15 protein-coding genes are annotated in these 16410 nt (G+C 39.9%); 5 read left to right on the top strand and 10 right to left on the bottom strand.

Annotation, left to right across the window (positions count from 1 at the left end; genetic code table 11):
- Positions 1-820 precede the first annotated feature (820 nt).
- Both UB32_RS04610 and UB32_RS04605 read left to right on the top strand, forming a co-directional pair.
- Positions 821-1588 (top strand): magnesium chelatase domain-containing protein, encoded by a 768-nt coding sequence (locus tag UB32_RS04610; protein ID WP_277813875.1) that lies wholly within the window; start codon positions 821-823, stop codon positions 1586-1588.
- A gap of 209 nt (positions 1589-1797) precedes the next feature.
- Positions 1798-2514, top strand: coding sequence for a transposase (locus UB32_RS04605; protein WP_241768418.1), 717 nt, complete (start codon positions 1798-1800; stop codon positions 2512-2514).
- 959 nt (positions 2515-3473) lie between these two features.
- Here UB32_RS04605 and UB32_RS04600 read toward each other — a convergent pair.
- From UB32_RS04600 to yhfZ, 9 genes are all read right to left on the bottom strand, one after another.
- Positions 3474-4763: a YhfT family protein gene (locus UB32_RS04600; RefSeq protein ID WP_044391603.1), complete on the bottom strand. Its 1290-nt coding sequence runs from the start codon at positions 4761-4763 to the stop codon at positions 3474-3476.
- 21 nt (positions 4764-4784) lie between these two features.
- Positions 4785-5144 (bottom strand): DUF2620 domain-containing protein, encoded by a 360-nt coding sequence (locus UB32_RS04595; RefSeq protein ID WP_044391601.1) that lies wholly within the window; start codon positions 5142-5144, stop codon positions 4785-4787.
- A 13-nt stretch (positions 5145-5157) separates the two neighbouring features.
- The gene (locus UB32_RS04590) at positions 5158-5523 is read right to left on the bottom strand and encodes a PRD domain-containing protein (protein ID WP_044391599.1); all 366 of its coding nucleotides are present in this window, start codon (positions 5521-5523) and stop codon (positions 5158-5160) included.
- A complete protein-coding gene (locus UB32_RS04585) occupies positions 5520-6626 on the bottom strand; it encodes an amidase family protein (RefSeq protein WP_052806950.1) in 1107 nt (368 codons plus the stop codon). Before UB32_RS04585 ends, UB32_RS04590 begins: the two co-directional genes overlap by 4 nt.
- A 117-nt stretch (positions 6627-6743) precedes the next feature.
- Entirely contained in the window at positions 6744-7895 is a 1152-nt protein-coding gene (locus UB32_RS04580; RefSeq protein WP_044391597.1) for a YhfX family PLP-dependent enzyme, read from the bottom strand.
- A gap of 1 nt (position 7896) precedes the next feature.
- The gene (locus UB32_RS04575) at positions 7897-9120 is read right to left on the bottom strand and encodes a phosphopentomutase (protein ID WP_044391595.1); all 1224 of its coding nucleotides are present in this window, start codon (positions 9118-9120) and stop codon (positions 7897-7899) included.
- A gap of 24 nt (positions 9121-9144) precedes the next feature.
- Positions 9145-10254 (bottom strand): aminotransferase class V-fold PLP-dependent enzyme, encoded by a 1110-nt coding sequence (locus UB32_RS04570; protein WP_044391593.1) that lies wholly within the window; start codon positions 10252-10254, stop codon positions 9145-9147.
- 9 nt (positions 10255-10263) lie between these two features.
- The gene (locus UB32_RS04565; RefSeq protein WP_044391591.1) at positions 10264-11139 is read right to left on the bottom strand and encodes a phosphotriesterase family protein; all 876 of its coding nucleotides are present in this window, start codon (positions 11137-11139) and stop codon (positions 10264-10266) included.
- A gap of 37 nt (positions 11140-11176) precedes the next feature.
- A complete protein-coding gene (gene yhfZ / locus UB32_RS04560; protein WP_044391590.1) occupies positions 11177-12103 on the bottom strand; it encodes a GntR family transcriptional regulator YhfZ in 927 nt (308 codons plus the stop codon).
- Between the two features lie 663 nt (positions 12104-12766).
- On the opposite strand from yhfZ, the gene UB32_RS20390 reads away from it, so the two are divergent.
- Together UB32_RS20390 and UB32_RS20385 are read left to right on the top strand one after the other, a co-directional pair.
- Positions 12767-12937, top strand: coding sequence for a hypothetical protein (locus UB32_RS20390; protein WP_241768417.1), 171 nt, complete (start codon positions 12767-12769; stop codon positions 12935-12937).
- Positions 12938-12946: 9 nt separating this feature from the next.
- The gene (locus tag UB32_RS20385; protein WP_307192494.1) at positions 12947-13261 is read left to right on the top strand and encodes a transposase; all 315 of its coding nucleotides are present in this window, start codon (positions 12947-12949) and stop codon (positions 13259-13261) included.
- Positions 13262-13639: 378 nt separating this feature from the next.
- Here the strand turns inward: UB32_RS20385 and UB32_RS19765 are convergent, their stop codons facing one another.
- Positions 13640-13903: a hypothetical protein gene (locus tag UB32_RS19765; RefSeq protein ID WP_128721490.1), complete on the bottom strand. Its 264-nt coding sequence runs from the start codon at positions 13901-13903 to the stop codon at positions 13640-13642.
- Positions 13904-14612: 709 nt separating this feature from the next.
- On the opposite strand from UB32_RS19765, the gene UB32_RS04545 reads away from it, so the two are divergent.
- Positions 14613-16364, top strand: a complete 1752-nt coding sequence (locus UB32_RS04545; protein ID WP_044391587.1) for a helix-turn-helix domain-containing protein — start codon at positions 14613-14615, stop codon at positions 16362-16364.
- Positions 16365-16410: the final 46 nt, after the last annotated feature.

Below are 16410 nucleotides of genomic sequence, written 5' to 3'. Positions count from 1 at the left end.
AGTTTTGCTGGGGTTATTTGTCCTGGGCTTGAAGTGGCATGGTTGTTTTAATGATTGCGGCCTTAGGATCTTACCACCTCTGCCATCTTTTTTACCACTCAATGACAGAGAATTTACCGGCAAGTGCCAAATTGTTTACCAACTTAAACTTAATTAAAATTCCCCTGCCTCTCGTCCTACCATATTTTACAGTTGCTGTAGTGTAGTGAGTATTGCGGACAGATGGAGCTGGTAATCTCAATTGCCCAACGGACCAGTTCATCGAAATCTACATCATCTTCCTCGTCCCATACACAAATAGTTAGTAAACTATCTACTATTTTCATCATCACTTCTCCGGTAAATATCTGTGAAAAGAAGTACTTAGCTGCATTGGCATCTCAAATTACTTTCAATAGCAGCAAGATTCCCGGATATAAAAAAGTACTATTTACCAGCTATTTGTCCTAAAACTGCTGGATTAACTGTCCAAATGGTGCTTGGCTAGTTTATTAATCAAACGTTTGATTAAACGCTGAATGCTTTTTTTCTTTCGAGAAGGAGGATTTTGTTGCTTCTTTTTTTGTGTGAGGGAGCGTCTGAAATATTTTATAGGATAAGGCAGGAGTTAAAAAGCTGATGTCGAATAATGTATGTTGATCCTTCCTATCCCTTCTTCTTTTTCCTTCTATTGGTCTCCGATGTTTTTCTGGTATTGAACTTCATGTTCCCGATTCTATTGTTTCCATTTATCAAAAACTAGCTAATAAAGGGGGAGTTTATCCTGGCTGTTAAGGTTTCTTCTATTGGACTACAGGGTCTCGAGGGTTATCCTGTCGATGTGGAGGTCGAGGTGTCAAAAGGGAAGGAGTCGATGGTGATTGTCGGGTTGCCGGATGCTTCAGTGAAGGAGTCGAAGGAACGGGTTATGGCGGTGCTGCGGTTACTGAAGTGTGATTTGACAGATCGGAAGGTTGTCGTCAACTTATCACCGCCGGAGCAACGGAAGAATGGCGCGATGTTTGATCTGGCGATGGCAGTGGGAATTTTAAAAGAGGAGGGGTTCATCAAGATGGCATTGCCGGAACGGATTGCGTTTATCGGCGCACTTTCGCTCGATGGCTCTGTCCGGAAGGCGGACGGTATGCTGCCGGCATTGATTGCCGCAAAGCTGCTGGGCTTTGACAAGGTAGTGATGCCAAATGATGAGAGTGTTCCCACTGAAATGCTCAAAGACCTTGAGTGTATAAAAGTAGCGAATATCCATGAAGTGATGGAATACTTATCAGGGCAGCTGCTTCTTCCACTTTCGGCTGTAGTGGCAAAAACTGAAGAAGAACTGTGTGATTTTAGCTTTAGCCACGATTTTCCCCATATTATCGGCCATGAAAATGCGAAAGAGGCTCTAGAAATAGCGGCTGCTGGCGGGCATAATGTGCTGATGAGCGGTCCACCGGGCTGTGGGAAAAGCATGTTGGCGGAAACATTTCCTTCAATCCTTCCTCCATTGACAAGAGAAGCCCGGGGACAAAGGGACAGGTCCCTCGTTCCACCAATTTTTTACAGTTGGTGTAAGCTACAGTCACTAACCAAAGTTTTTAAAAAGTGAGGTGGAAAAGGGGTAAGGAGGCGGGGGCATACCATTTGCTAGCTACTGTATGCCTACTTTGAAGGGGAAGTTGAAAACGAGTTATTATGGAAAGTTATAAGTAAGTATTTGAAAAAGTAAACGTCCCTATGTCCCACCTAATTCTGGAGGTGATTTACCTTTTGCCGCGGGAAGCAAGGAAGATAAGCAGGAGTGGTGTTTACCACCTTATGCTCCGAGGAATCAATCAGCAAACGATTTTTGAAGAGGATGAAGACAAGCTGAAGTTTTTAGAAACATTGAAAAAATACAAGAAGATCACTGGTTTTGAGCTTTATGGCTACTGTTTGATGGATAACCATGTCCATTTGCTAATAAAAGAAGGAGAAGAAGCCATCGCCAATGTTATCAAACGAGTTAGTTCAAGTTATGTGTATTGGTATAACATGAAATACCAGCGGGTAGGCCATTTATTTCAAGAACGATTTAAAAGCGAAAATGTCGAGGACGACCGTTATTTTTTCACCGCCTTACGATATATTCATCAAAACCCATTAAAAGCCGGATTAGCGAAAGATATATTTACTAGTATGTGGACAAGCATGAATGAATATATGCGAAAAGGGGAACTTGTTGATATCGACCGGGCATTCAATCAAATTTCTAGTGACAGAAAAGCAGCACTTAAATGGTTCATTCATTATATGCAGGAGTCTAATAAGGATCAATGTTTAGAATATAAAGTGAGATTCAGATTATCTGACAACCAAGTCAGGATCTATCTTCATGAAATGGGCATCTCCAATAATAGTCTGTTACAGCGAATGGACCGAGAAAACAGGGATGCGGTTTTGCTTCAGATAAAGAAACTGGAGGGGGTGACAATTAGGCAAATCTCCAGAATCACAGGGATTTCGAAAAGTGTGATTGATCGCATTGGGACATAGGGACAGGTTCCTTGTCCCACCATTTTTTTACAACTGGTATGGTATGGTGGTTAGATTCAAGGGGCATGGGGTGTGGGCGTCGGGGTAGTGTGAAAATGAATAAATAAAAATCCACCTGGACAATGTGTCTTGGCAGATTTTTTGTGATCGGGTTATTCTAAGTCTTTTGTGCTGTAGGATTTATTTTTATTTATTGTCGCGAATTGATTTTTTTATGGGATAAAGGGGAGGTTCCTGGGTTCCATTCGGGGGTCGAAATATTTGCTGCATGGGATTTTACATCTAAAGTTTATAACCAGATCGGAATAATATTCTGTTCTGGTTTTTATTATTTTTTATTGGCATTCTACTCAAAATCTTTTTGTTTTCGTTGATGGTGGTGAAGTTGGTTTTGACCGAAGTATTCTTCACATAAATAGTGAAATTTTAGAGGGAAGATGGGTAAACAATGGCGGTTCTGGCGTCTCAATCGGGAGTCGAAATAGTTTATTGGAATTAAATGGGCATTTTTGGCGGTAACCTGATGTTTGCGCGTGATAAGACAATACTTTGGAAGTGGCTGAGACGAATGCATGATAGAGGTTGGATAACCCGCACCCTTAAGTCCAGGGGCCAATTTAATCAAACGTTTGTTTAATTTGGAGACATGCGAAGCTACTTGGGTTTTGTGGAGTGTGGATTTGGGAGAGACACAGGTAAGACGCGGGGATAGTTGGTTTGGTTTGTTGATACGCTAGGGTTTCTTGGGACAAAGGAACGGTTCCTTAAAAGAAGGGTGCCTGTCACTTTCCGAAATTTGTCGAGATTTATAGAATAGTAAACTCAAAGAGTTGTTGTGCAAACCCTAAGATTTTTTTGAGATAGTTGTGTAAATGGTGCAGAGTAATAATTTACTGTGAAAAAGAGAGTCCTACACTTGTTTTTACACAAATGCAAAGCCCTCTTTTAAAAGATAACTCTTATTCTGGAATGACCATGATTCCTAATGCCACTAAGATATTGGCAATAATGCCTACAGCGATGGCACCTAATGGGCCAACAGCCATACGAACGATTGGGCGTCCTGCTACTTCATTTATCAGATAGAATCCTGCAATGAAGAAGAACCCAAAACCAGGAGCAATCGTATTTGAAGCATTTGCCCCACCGATTAATAGTGCGACTTCAAGCAATTTAGTCATGGCATTACGAATATTTTCTCCAGAGTTTCTTACACCTGGGAATTTATCTAAGAATCTAGCAATATAGCTTAACAACATGACTTCACCGAAAATGACAGCAGCTCCGGTTAGGACAGCTAACCATACGTTTGGTGAGAATAGACCTACAACAAAGATGAGCGTAAATCCAACTGGACTATATACACCTGTTGCAATGGCAGTGCTAGCGACTAATGGGATAAAACCAATTGCCCTTGCACCTGCTGCAATACCAGCGTCGGTTTGCTTACCTTCAGCAAGTAAGTTTAGTGAAATTGGGTCACCTGCCATTAATAAAAGATTTGTTGCACCTGCAATAAGGCCACCAATCACCATAAAGAAGACTACATTTTTCTTAATGGAGAGAACCTTGTCACTAAACACGGATGCCAAATCAATAGAGGCACCTTCTTGCTTTTCCTTAATAGCATAAGTGAATAAGAAAATCATTCCAACGATTAAAGCCATACCTTCTTGGTTCAGAGAAACAGCGTTTCCACCGATTTTAATAAACGCACTTGTGTTTGCCCATACAGCCAATTGTCTCACTAAAGCAGATACAACAAAGGTTAAAATACCTTTCTTAATACTAAATTGCATCGCAACTGCTAATGCTGGGAATGCCATAAATGTAACGACTACTGGAGTTCCCACTTGACCAAGAGGATCTAAGAAATTGAGTGGTAAATGCTCGAATAACTTAACAAAGCCCTCTAATCCTGCAATCAATCCCCATCCATACAAACCACCAATGACTGCGGCTACTGGGGTTCCCCATTTATTCTTTGGTGTAGCTAAGCCAATGATATCGGTTCCTAATAGAATACTATGAATTAAAATAATGCTGGCTGACAATGTAAAAGGAATCCCGAATCCAATAACGAGACCAAAACTCATCGCAAACGCTGTTAATCCTAATTCTCTACGTTTTAATCTTCCTTCGATGTGTTCAGATACAATTGGGCGTAACCCATCGTTAAATACCGCAATATTTCTGTTTGACAAGACAGCGGCTACGATCCCAATCAAAATGACGAATAATGTTTCCATTCTTTTTGACCCCCTACCTCATTAAGAATTTGATTTAATTGCTTTTACAATCATTGGTACTGCTGTTTCGGCATGATCGCCTGTAAAACCAAATGCTTTCTTTCCTGCTTTGACTGCTTCGATTACTTTTTCTTCATTTGGCTTTTTCCCTGGCATGGATACTGTTTCACACTTATCTCTACCGATAAGCGCGATTGCCATGGCCAATGCACCACCGCCTCCTGTGTGACAAGCACCAAAATAATAGTCTGCTTGCCCAGTCTTCATAACCATTGCTGCATCTAAATCCGATTTCACAACTGTTTCAATCGATGGGTCGATTTCATTAATTAAATCTTGAATTTTCTTCTTCTCTACCTGTCCGCCAACTACAATTTTCATTTGATTTTCCCCCTTAAAGATTCAAATCTAGAACCGTTGTATAGTGTAAATATAGGAAATCCTTCTCTCCTTGTGGCAATACATTTCCCCAATTCTCTTCGATGATATCTACTTGAGATTTCGCAATAGCAAAGTGTTTAGAATTCATAATTTCATCAACAATCTCTTTGACTGGACCCTCCACTATGTATTCATTGTTAATCCGCGTCAGCGCCATTGGCAAATGGGTGAATAACATCTCTGCTTGGGTAACCTCTGTTTTATTTAAAACTTTGAGCAGCTCATTGTAGGCTTCAAGTGCTACTTCATAAGATTTAGTTGTAATCACTTCTTGCTCTAATAGGATCCTCAATCTCTCGATATATTCTTCTAGTTTCATAGAGCATCCTCCCTCGTTTTATGATGAAATGCATTTATCTCCTTCAACTCTAATCCTGTAAATTGGGATTCTTGAATGAAATAGTTCTTCCAAACCTCTGGCATTTCAATCACCTTTTCGAGCTTTTCTGCCAACTTAATGGCTTGAATAGCAGAGTCGATCCCTTTCTTACCAATCACTACCAACCCACTGGCAAGTGTTTCTACGGGTATCGTTAAGGCTGTTGTTTGGCACATGTTGGCTGACCTGATTAGAAATTTCCCATGATTTTTAGTAATCTCCATTCCTGGTGTGCCGAAGAATTGTGGAATCGTTTCACCATAACCATACACATCAACCGGTCCTTCACAAGTAACGATTAGATCTACGTTCTCTTTCTCAAATGATTCTTCGATAACAGCCATTCCCGTTTTTCTATTTTCAATTCCCGTCATGTCAACTTCTTCGATCGTATATCCATCTATTTTCGAAAGATAGTACATCACCTTTTCATGCATATCTCGTCCATCTGGACAGATGACCGTTCCCTTTTTTGGAATAACAATTTTTATTTTTCTAAATGCGTCGTTTGAAAAACGTTCATCCATTAGGCATTCCATCACTGTTTTTATCATGTGAATGCTTTTGCCAATCACTCCGACACTTCCTGTGAATAATTGGCCATCCGTTGACTTCTTACTATTTTTCACGAGAGTTCCTACACCCGCACCAATCATGGAGGGCAGCTGACAACTCATGGCTGGTGCCAAAACTGATCCTCCCCCGTCTGTTCCGATCGCAAAGTCCGTAATCCCCTTGATGATATTGATCGGTCCTCCACTCGATGACCCTGTCATGACTCGATAGGTTACCGGATTTATTAGGTCGGTATCTAACGCACGTCCTCGATTAGAAGCTTTATCTACTGTGAGCCAAACAAAACGTTTATCTGAGCGAAGTCTCTCAATCATGGCTGCTGGAATTTGATTTGTATCTTTAATCCCGAAATATAAAGGCTTAATATTTTTGCCTTTCATCTCTTCAGTAATGTTGGGATTGAGATCAACGACAGATCTTCCTAATTCTCTTCCAGCAAGCTTCACTTTGTTGATTAAGTCTGACATAAAGCTTCACTCGCAATCTGATAGTTTGTCTTATACAGTATATTGTATATTGTAATTATAGCGTTTACATTTTTGTTTTTCAATGAAATCTTTTGAATTTTCAAATGACTCATAGGGTTAACCTATCTCATTGCCTTTTGAATCATAAATTCCAAGAAGCTCCGGATTGGAAGATAAATTCTGTACGACAGCTACCTGTGCATTCGTGACAAAAACTTGCGTCCGGAAAGCGTAAATAACTGAATCCCCAATCTTGACGTCGTTTGTTTCTAATGTGCCATAGTAATCAATATTGCATGGGTCATTTTGTAAAATTGGTACATGTTTAAGATTATTCTTGTTTGTCCCCACTAATGCACCTTTCATTTGTGAACGTGGATAAAAACCTCCTCCAAATACATACGCCCTGTTTTGATAAAAATGAGATACTTCGGTGACATAGATCATCGCAGGTTTCTCAGCTAAGTCCTTTACGGCATGAATTGGTGTTGTTCCTGTTAAAGCATGACCGGGCTCGCCTTGCGTGGCTCCATTATCTTTTAGAAGTTTCATTGTTTCCGTTGAAGTTGCGCTCGGCATATTTATTTCTAGCTTTCGATATCCTCTTTCTTCAAGCAATGCTTTTGCTTCATGCATCGATTTTACATTCGGCGTAACCTTTGCTGTCTCATCTTGGATCAATACACAAGGAAAGCTAGTCAGTCCGGCAATTTCAATTCCAGCTAATTTTTCCAGCTCTTCGATTTGTTGTTCCAATTGTTCTATTCCGAAACCACCCTCTTGACCATTAAAGAAAAAGTCTTTATCGTTAGCAATTCGTAAAAAAACCTTTTGCCTTTTATTCAATCTTACAGAGGCTTTACTAAGATTCTTGGCATTTTCATAACTAAAGACCGTCACAAACTCTGGATTCAATTGCAAAATTTGAGGAATCATGTTTTTCGGAATTTGAACTAAATGTCCAACATGTCCAATTTTAATGCCATGTTTACTTAACGATAATGCCTCCCACGGATCAACTGCGACCGCTTTTTCAATTCCAGCTTCGACAATCGCTTTAGAAACTAGCGGATTTCGCCCAAACTGTTTGGTCATAAAGAATAGTTCAATATTCTGTTTTTTGGCTTCTAAAGACAGAAGTTCACTATTTCTTCTTATCGTGTCCAGATCGACAACATATGTGTTTGGTGTGATTGAGCCATTTTGATGAAGTTCCATTGCGTATTGTATTAATTTAGGATTGTACTTTTGGGTTACTTCTAAAAACATCTCACTCACTCCTATCTTGTTGTTGCATTAATGAGAGAAACGAAGTTCCATTCTCTATATTCGATATTCCAAGATACTCTGCCGCAGTGGCAGCGATATCGGATAGCGTCTCTCTTTCTCCTACACAAACCGACTTAAGCTGTTTATGGTAAGCCAATAAATACGTTTTTTCTCGCGTATGCTGATTATGACCAATCGTTGGATCGTTGCCATGATCCGCACTCATGATTAGAAGGTCTTCTTCTGTCATCTTATCTAGAAGTGCTGGCAAATAACTTTCAACGACTTCGATTCGATCTGCATATCGGATTGGATTTTGCGCATGACCTGCTAAGTCTGTTTCTTGTACTGTCGCAGCGATCACTCCATGCCCAACACGATCCATTTCGTTTAAAATATCACGCATGACTTGATCAGTGTCCACTCCTGGATATTTATGTGCCCCATCACAATGGATGACGTCCTGCATCTTTCCAACAAGGGAAACTTCGAATCCTGCATGGATCGCAAGAGTAGGAAGCTGATGCTCAGGAGAAATTCCATATCCCAAATGACGCACCTGATACCCTTGTTTATACACATTTGATTTTGGAGAATTCACGCCTACAAGTCCATCTTCCCGTCTTTCCACGGAATCCTGCAAATGCTCTGGAGTCACATTTTCTCCACCTAGGGCAATTACTCTGTTCACCTTTACATGATCTCTCACACATTGACCGATTTTTAAAACCTCTTCAAATGAAATAAAGTCTAGAGGAGCACTGACATTATATATTTGTCCATAATCAGTCTCAATGTTATCAGCGACAATCACCAAATCATTCACTAACAAATAAGGGATTTCTGGTTTTGGAATGGTTACCTTATAGCCTTCCCTTTCAAGTGCCATTTTTACTTCATCCATATTCTCTATAAATGGCGCCAAATAAGCCTTTCTTGGCTTCGTGCCCATGATTTCATTATGCCCTTCAAAACTATCTGCACCTTGATGCATTAACTTGCAAACACCGAAGCTCGCAATAGGATTTGTATTCTCCAAGTTTGGATGATTCAATATTTTATTAATACCGAGACGCTCGAATGTAGGTATCTTTAATGAGGGAACTTCTGTTAATATATGCGAAAAGGTATTGGCTCCCACATCTTGCGGATGATAATCCATTGCATCTTCCATATAGCCGACACCTAAGCTATCTAATATTAAGACTATTACTCTTCTTGCCATTTCATTGCCTCCAATAATAGTATTCTATGAACGATTTTCTATCGCCCGTTGAATCGACGTTTCGAGTATTCGGATAATCGTATCAACACCACTTCTAAATGGATTAATGCGGATCATTTTTTTCGCTAAGGAAGGGTCCGCTGCCAGGAATGTGCCTGAAACTCGATAGAACATAGGAGCAAATTCATATTTGGATTCGGCACCTACTGGATTTGGAGCTGCTCCTAATTCGTTTGCATGCTGTAATACTTCCTCTGCAATCGGCTCATCAAGCTCTACCAGCAACACTTTAGATTGAGCATTGGCAAGAAAAGCTTGTTTCACACCTTCAACTTTCCCATTATTCAAAAAACGTATGAGCTGGTCATTGACTTTTGCTTGAATTGCAAGCATCACAGGCGCATAAATGAGCCCTCGTAATGCCTCCATTGCTTCATAACCCTGTACTTGACTTCCACCTGAATAATTCAATTTCTCTATGCTGTTAATTAAGGCTGCTTTTCCTAATATGAGTCCTATCCCTTCAGGACCCAACAACTTAAATAAAGAAAAGGTTGCTAAGTCTGCTCCAGCTTCCGTTCCTATTTTTTCAACCTTCATCGCTGCATAATTATCATCTGTGACGATCGTTAATTGAGGGTTTGCAGAACGTATGACTTCAATGATCTCTACTAAGTCATAACGGTCATCCATCTTTTGTCGAGTATGCTGAACGAGTGCTCCCTTAAGCTCTGGATTCTCTTTAATCACTTCCACCACTTTTTTCTGATCATGGAAATCAACCGGAATTGTAACAACTCCCATATATTCTAATGTCGTCTTACTTGTCGGATAAATTGGTGCCTCATGTACAAGAATCTTATCGCCATGCTTTAAGAAGCTCATAAATCCAAAACGTAATGCCCCTGTGCCAGCTCCCCGTACTAACATCGCCTTTTCTACACCAAAATACTCGGCTAATACTTCTTCTACTTTTTTCGTGGTACGAGGCTTATTAATTCCTTTCACGACACCTAAATCACCTAACTGCAGCAGTTCTTCTCCACGAAAATGTTTGGTAACGATGTCCACCAGTCTAAATTGTTTTTGCTGGGCTGCTTCAATGGAAATACTATTTAAAGGATATGTTTGCATATATTCCACTTATCCTTTCATAAAAGTCATTGGGTTTTTCACAAGCATTTTTTCGATGGATTCGTCTGTTACTCCGCTCTGTTGCAGACGTGGAACAAAATTATCTAATAAGAAGGAATAGCCCAATCCACCAAGGTATTCTAGATGTGACTTGCGCGTAATATCCATGGATAAAAGAACGCGGTCGATAAACCCAAGGTCTTGCAGTTTTTTCAAAATATCAGCTCGAACTTGGTCTGGCATGTAATTCTCTTTGCCAATCGTGTCAAATTCTACGTAAGCGCCTTCTTTTATGATCTTCAAAATATAATCGAAGTCTCCAGTTAAATCGACATGACCAATAATGACTCGATTCAAATCAACTCCGTTTTCCTTAAAGAACGCAACCTGTTCATGTCCCAAAGTCCCCAAACTCGTATGTGTTGTAATCGGCTTGTTCGTTTCCTTATGGACCATCACGACTGCTTCGAACACCTTCTTTTCTGCATCAGTCCATTTATTGTGACTTGTACCGATTTCACCGATGATCTCGGCTTTGACATTTGTACCCTTAATGCCTACGGTAATTTCTTTTACCATTCTCTCAGCCAGCTGTTCCTTTGTTTCGCGGAATACCTGGATGGGATAAAATTTTTCTTGGTAAAAACCAGTTGCATGAATAATATTGATTCCAGATTCCCCTGCTACCTTTTGTACAAAGGGAATATTTCTCCCCATTCCGAAGTTCGTCACATCGACGATATTTCGAACTCCTTTTTCGTATAACTTCTTATACTCTCTAACAGTCTCTGAAAATACATCTAACTGACAATCTTCATTACACTTCAATTCTGATAGATCAATTGTTGTATGTTCATGCATATACGTGATCCCGTTTTGTAACATGATGATCAGACCTTTCTTTTTTGGGGTCTTGTATTAATTAATAGCTTGGTAATCTCTCTCCCGTTTCAACACTTGCTTGGATTTCTAGAATTTTTTCTAATTCCACTGAATTCCATTTTTCCAAAATTTCTTTTTCTCTGTCCCCATCAATAATAATGACGGCCTCTGAAGTATCCATCGAGATTTTCTTGGCTTGTGGTGACTGAAAATCTATCGCTTTAAATGATCCATCCATTTTTCGATCATCTTGATTCCAGACAGCAGCATCAATTTGCTTGGATAAAAGCATCTCAAACAGTTGCATGTAATTGACATTAACAAATTCTACATTTCTTCCACCAAATTCCATAAAGGTCAGATTCCTTTGGTCCAAAGAGTCCATATCAACGCCAATCTTCATGTCATCGCGAATTTCTTCTTCATTAGAGTCGGCTAGGAAAATCTTATGGGCAGAAACATAGCTATTCATTCCTAGTCTTTTGATAATCTTAAGATTTGGGTAATCAGAGAGTACCTTTTCTGCCGTCATTTTAGAGACAATTACAAAATCACTTCTCTTTGTACGAACTGTTTCGATCCGGTTTAAGCCACCACGCATATAGCTTAAATAGATTTTTTTCCCTTTTGATTCAAATGCCTCAATAATTCCCGTCGCTAACCCTTCATATTTTCTTGAATAGGGCAAGGGCATAGAACCTACTAGTGGAGAAATCCCCGCAATTTCACTTAAGAGGTCGTTATCTTTTCTAATCAAGAAGGTACCTAAATGACCCCTCGCTTCAAGCTTTATCGCCTTCATTTCCTCCAATAGACTTAGGGCACTCTGCACGGTTCCCCTGCCAAAATTCAACTTTTCACTGTAATCCGATACTCGTGGAATCTTAACCCCGATATCCAATTGGATTAATTCTTGTGCAATATGTTTGGCTGCTAATCCGTTCTTAGAATATAATTTTTCCCACATCACCATCTACCTCGTGAACAATATACTATATTTTGTATATTAATAATTATAAACGCTTTCAAAAAGGTTTTCAATTGTTTTTGCTTCATTTTTATATCCATTCCTTTCGCTTCGCTCAAGGCACAAAACGCAATGAAACAAGTTTAGCTTGAGCGTTAGTTTGACAAATCTATAGTCATAGAGGGGAGTGGGATGCTCCGGTTGAGGAATAACCGCCTTTTTATATGTGCAGATTGCGTTTCCAAGCACAAATAAGTGCGACTTTGAACATGTAGGCTTATCTTTGTATAAACAACCACTCGTTTATTGCTGTGCAATCATTGAATGTTGTCTATCCAAAATACCTGAACTGGAGCTCGCCATTGACGGATATATTACACCCGAACAGGCTGAAAAATTAAAGGTTATTAAACACATAATGAAGGTCATGGGTCCCGTAGAGCTATTTTCGATGTACGTAAAGCCGCATCAGATAAGGATTACTGAAGGGGCATAAAAAAACTTTCCCCCACAAAAGGGGTAAAAACAAGAGGAAATAGCATAGAAATACGGGATCGTTAAAAAATCCACCCCAAACAACTAAAAAGCAGGAAAAACCGCACCAAAGTGGAATAGATAGTTAATCACGACAAAAACAATCTAAAGACTTGGGAGGTTTCCTGCGTGGCTATTATATCACAAATGAGTCTGTTTTTCTGGAAAGAACTTGATGAACTTGGGGATTTGGAGCGTTTGGGTCTGGTACTGGACTATATGCCCGATGAAGACCTGATGGCAACACTTGAAAAAAAACGTGGACAGGGTCGGGATGACTATCCGGTTTGTGCCATGTAGAACTCGGTATTGGCAGGAATTGTGTTCCAACACGACACTATTGAAAAATCACGTCGAGAACTTGGGCGTAATGGACAGTTAAGGGATATGTGTGGATTTGAAGGGCAAGTTCCAACGTCCTCGGCATACACCCGTTTTTTAAAAACATTTATGGACCATGAAGAGTTGGTGGATCAACTCTTTGAGCGACTTGTCCAAGGTATAACGCACCTATTACCGGATTTCGGCAAACATTTGGCTATGGACAGTAAGGCCATCCCCTCGTTTGCCAAACACGAGGGACATAGGGACGAGGTTCCTCGTCCCACCATTTTTTACAACTAGTATGGTATGGTGGTTATATTCAAGGGGTATGAAGGCATGGGGTGTGGGTGTCAGGTGGCTGGGTTGTGTGAGAATGAATAAACAAAAATCCGCCTGGACAATGTGTCTTGGTGGATTTTTTGTGATCGGGTTATTCTAAGTCTTTTGTGCTGTAGGATTTATTTTCATTTATTGTCGCGAATTGGTTTTTCTATGGGATAAAGGGGCGGCTCCTAGGTTCTATTCGGGGGTCGAAATATTTGCTGCATGGGCGGGTTGTTTTAGTTTTGCTGGGGTTATTTGTCCTGGGCTTGTAGCGGCATGGGGATTTTAAATCTAAAGTTTATAACCAGATCGGATTAGGTTCCGATCTGGTTTTTGTTATTTTTTATTGGCATTCTACTCTAAATCCTTTGTGCTGTAGCTTTTGTTTTCGTTTATGGTGGCGAATTGAGATTTCTTTATGCTAAGTTGGCTGGGAATGATTTCTCTTGCGTAGATGGATAGGGTTTGGTTTGTGTTGATGTTGTCTTGGCTTGTGGCGAGGCAGCAGGGGGTATAGCGGCCGATGCGTTCAAGGAGATGCTCGATGGACTTGCTTTTGATATAAAGTTCCTGGGTGAAGTCGGGCGAGTAGGAGATATATAGGATGAAGTACTTCATTTTGCTGCCTCCTTGAAGTCTGATTAATCTTTGTTCTGGCTATCTTTTTTGCTGCTTTGAAGTTCCATGCCGAATGATTTTGCTAAACGTTGTATCGTCCAGAGAGTTGGATTATATATATTCCGTTCAAGCATTCAGATGTATTCTCTTGTTAAACCGCTGGGGTGTGCTAAATCTTCCTGATTCAATTTCTCTTCTTTCCGCAGCCTTTGCAATGTCTTTCCTATGAAAATAGTTTGCTGGTGGTTATCCAAAGAGGAAATTCCCTTCTACCAAAATTACATAATTGTTTGAGAACAATGAGAACGAAGTATACTTCACATAAAATGTGAAATTTCTCGAGTGTAAGGGAGGGGGAGGAAAGGGTTATGCGTTGAGCTGTCCACAGGAGTTCTGGGTCAAATAGGATCCAATCGGGTATAAACGCTCAATATTATGATCATATTTATCTAAATTATAGTAAACATGTCTTCGTGATTTCCAGCCTTTTTGTACATATTGAATGAAGTAGATGAGTTTGTCCTCCTGTTTAATTAACACCAGTGATTATTATTCCAGAAAAACATTTATGTTTAGTGGTAAGGGATAATATTTTTTAAGCAGCGGTTTTTTAGAACTTAAAAGAGTGAGAACTGTATAACACAGATGACGGGAGTTTGTTTTCCTTATATGATGGTTTTAAATAACATCGAAAAGGGACGGGATCTGAATGAATACAGAGAAGCAACTGATGAGTTTGATTAATGCCACGAAGGCTTTGACTTCTACCCGGGACCTGAATGAGGTACTGCATCTGATTATTGAAGAGGTTCTATGTGTTTTCGATTGGGCTGATGCAAGTGTACTGTTTCTTTTTGATCCCCAGAAAGATTTCCTTAAGGCGATTTCGGCTATTGGATTTAATATGGAATATATGGGAAAAGTGGCGCTTAGGCCCAATGAAGGAATGAGCGGTAAGACGCTGGTATTGAAGGAGCCGTTGTTGTTTACTTCTGGAACTGATACATATAAGGGGATGTCCGACCTCTCACCTGGAAACATGGATTTATACCAAAAGTCTCTTGGGAAAGACCACAGAATCCCGACAAGTACGATTTGCGCCCCTTTGATTACGGAGGGGAAGTGCACCGGCGTGCTGACGATTGATAGCTTTTCAGAAAATGTCCGGTTTAATCAGGAAAATCTTATGCTGCTTCAGACATTCGCCACCCAGGCTGTAATAGCTATTGAAAATGCGACACTGCTTTCTCGAAATGAGCGCTCGAACCATATTCACCGGGAATTAACAAAAGTGTATATGTCCAATCAGGATATAGCGGAAATTACTAAGACGCTGTCGGAATTAATCAACAAACCAGTGGGCGTTTCCAATGAATATTTCGATTTGCTTGCTTGTACAGATCAGAAAATTGAGGATATCAGTCATTCCATTAAAGACGAAGGTATGTGGAACGGTGACCGGCCACTTAATAGAGATGTCTATATCGATGGTGAAGAGTATCAGGTTTACTTCTTTCCAATCATGACTGAGAAGGAACTGTCCGGGGTGTTGCTTGTGGTAGCTGAAAAGGATGAAGTGCTGGATTCCCTGGATATCTTTGCTATTGAGCAGGCAACGACAGTTTTTGCACTTGAAATTCAGTCGTTGAATCAGAATATCTCGAATAAGTTTAGTTATCAGCGCTCCATCATGAATGACATTTTAAAAAATCCCGATAACGGCATAGCCATTCTAAAAAAAATGAATTTATATCGGGAAAACGATGTTTATGTTTTTATCACAGTGGAATTACTTTCCGACAGTTTCGACTACGATGGTGGCCTTGGGATGAAACAAAACTTTTCCCGACAACTTCAACGGAACCTGAACCTTTTTCCGAATTTGACGCTGGTTTACGAAGATGGCTATCGTTATTCCATTTTATTTGCCTGCAGGGAGAAAACTGTTGAAGCAGACTTCCATAAAATACTTTGTGAGTTCTTATCGAGCTTAGAAGAACGATTCCAACTCCGAGCTGGAGTAGGCAGGAGTTTTATCGATTTTTCAGAAATTCACTATTCTTTACAGGACTCATTCGTGTGCGTGGAGTACATAAAACAGGTCGATCATCCAGGAGTCAAATTTTTGACCTATAAGGAGCTGGGAGTGTACAGGTTATTTCTCAGTATGGATCAAAAAGAACTTGAGAGCTTCTTGAAAATGGACCTCGAAAAGATACTTAAGTATGACAACCAACATAATACTGAACTTGCGACAACATTGGAGTGTTACCTTGCCAATAGCCAAAGCACTAGGAAAACAGCCGAAAAAATGTTTCTTCATGAAAATACAGTTAAATACCGAATTAATAGAATCAAAACCATTCTCGGAATCAAAGATTTGGTTGGAGAATTGGGTTTGGAACTTTATCTAGCATTGAAAATTAATAAGTACCTTAACAAGCCTGGTTTATCATTATGAGACAAATTTGGTTTGGTTTCTTTGTCTTTTTTAGACATATTATTAA

Origin of the sequence: Mesobacillus subterraneus, from assembly GCF_000934845.1 — a bacterium.
In the GTDB taxonomy this organism is placed as follows: Bacteria; Bacillota; Bacilli; order Bacillales; family Cytobacillaceae; genus Mesobacillus; species Mesobacillus stamsii.
This window is presented reverse-complemented; position numbering and strand designations above follow the sequence as displayed.

Coding starts and splice junctions, on each gene's coding strand:
- UB32_RS04605 (WP_241768418.1), top strand. CDS start 1,798: ATGCTCCGAGGAATCAATCAGCAAACGATTTTTGAAGAGGATGAAGAC.
- UB32_RS04600 (WP_044391603.1), bottom strand. CDS start 4,763: ATGGAAACATTATTCGTCATTTTGATTGGGATCGTAGCCGCTGTCTTG.
- UB32_RS04595 (WP_044391601.1), bottom strand. CDS start 5,144: ATGAAAATTGTAGTTGGCGGACAGGTAGAGAAGAAGAAAATTCAAGAT.
- UB32_RS04590 (WP_044391599.1), bottom strand. CDS start 5,523: ATGAAACTAGAAGAATATATCGAGAGATTGAGGATCCTATTAGAGCAA.
- UB32_RS04585 (WP_052806950.1), bottom strand. CDS start 6,626: ATGTCAGACTTAATCAACAAAGTGAAGCTTGCTGGAAGAGAATTAGGA.
- UB32_RS04580 (WP_044391597.1), bottom strand. CDS start 7,895: ATGTTTTTAGAAGTAACCCAAAAGTACAATCCTAAATTAATACAATAC.
- UB32_RS04575 (WP_044391595.1), bottom strand. CDS start 9,120: ATGGCAAGAAGAGTAATAGTCTTAATATTAGATAGCTTAGGTGTCGGC.
- UB32_RS04570 (WP_044391593.1), bottom strand. CDS start 10,254: ATGCAAACATATCCTTTAAATAGTATTTCCATTGAAGCAGCCCAGCAA.
- UB32_RS04565 (WP_044391591.1), bottom strand. CDS start 11,139: ATGTTACAAAACGGGATCACGTATATGCATGAACATACAACAATTGAT.
- yhfZ (WP_044391590.1), bottom strand. CDS start 12,103: ATGTGGGAAAAATTATATTCTAAGAACGGATTAGCAGCCAAACATATT.
- UB32_RS19765 (WP_128721490.1), bottom strand. CDS start 13,903: ATGAAGTACTTCATCCTATATATCTCCTACTCGCCCGACTTCACCCAG.
- UB32_RS04545 (WP_044391587.1), top strand. CDS start 14,613: ATGAATACAGAGAAGCAACTGATGAGTTTGATTAATGCCACGAAGGCT.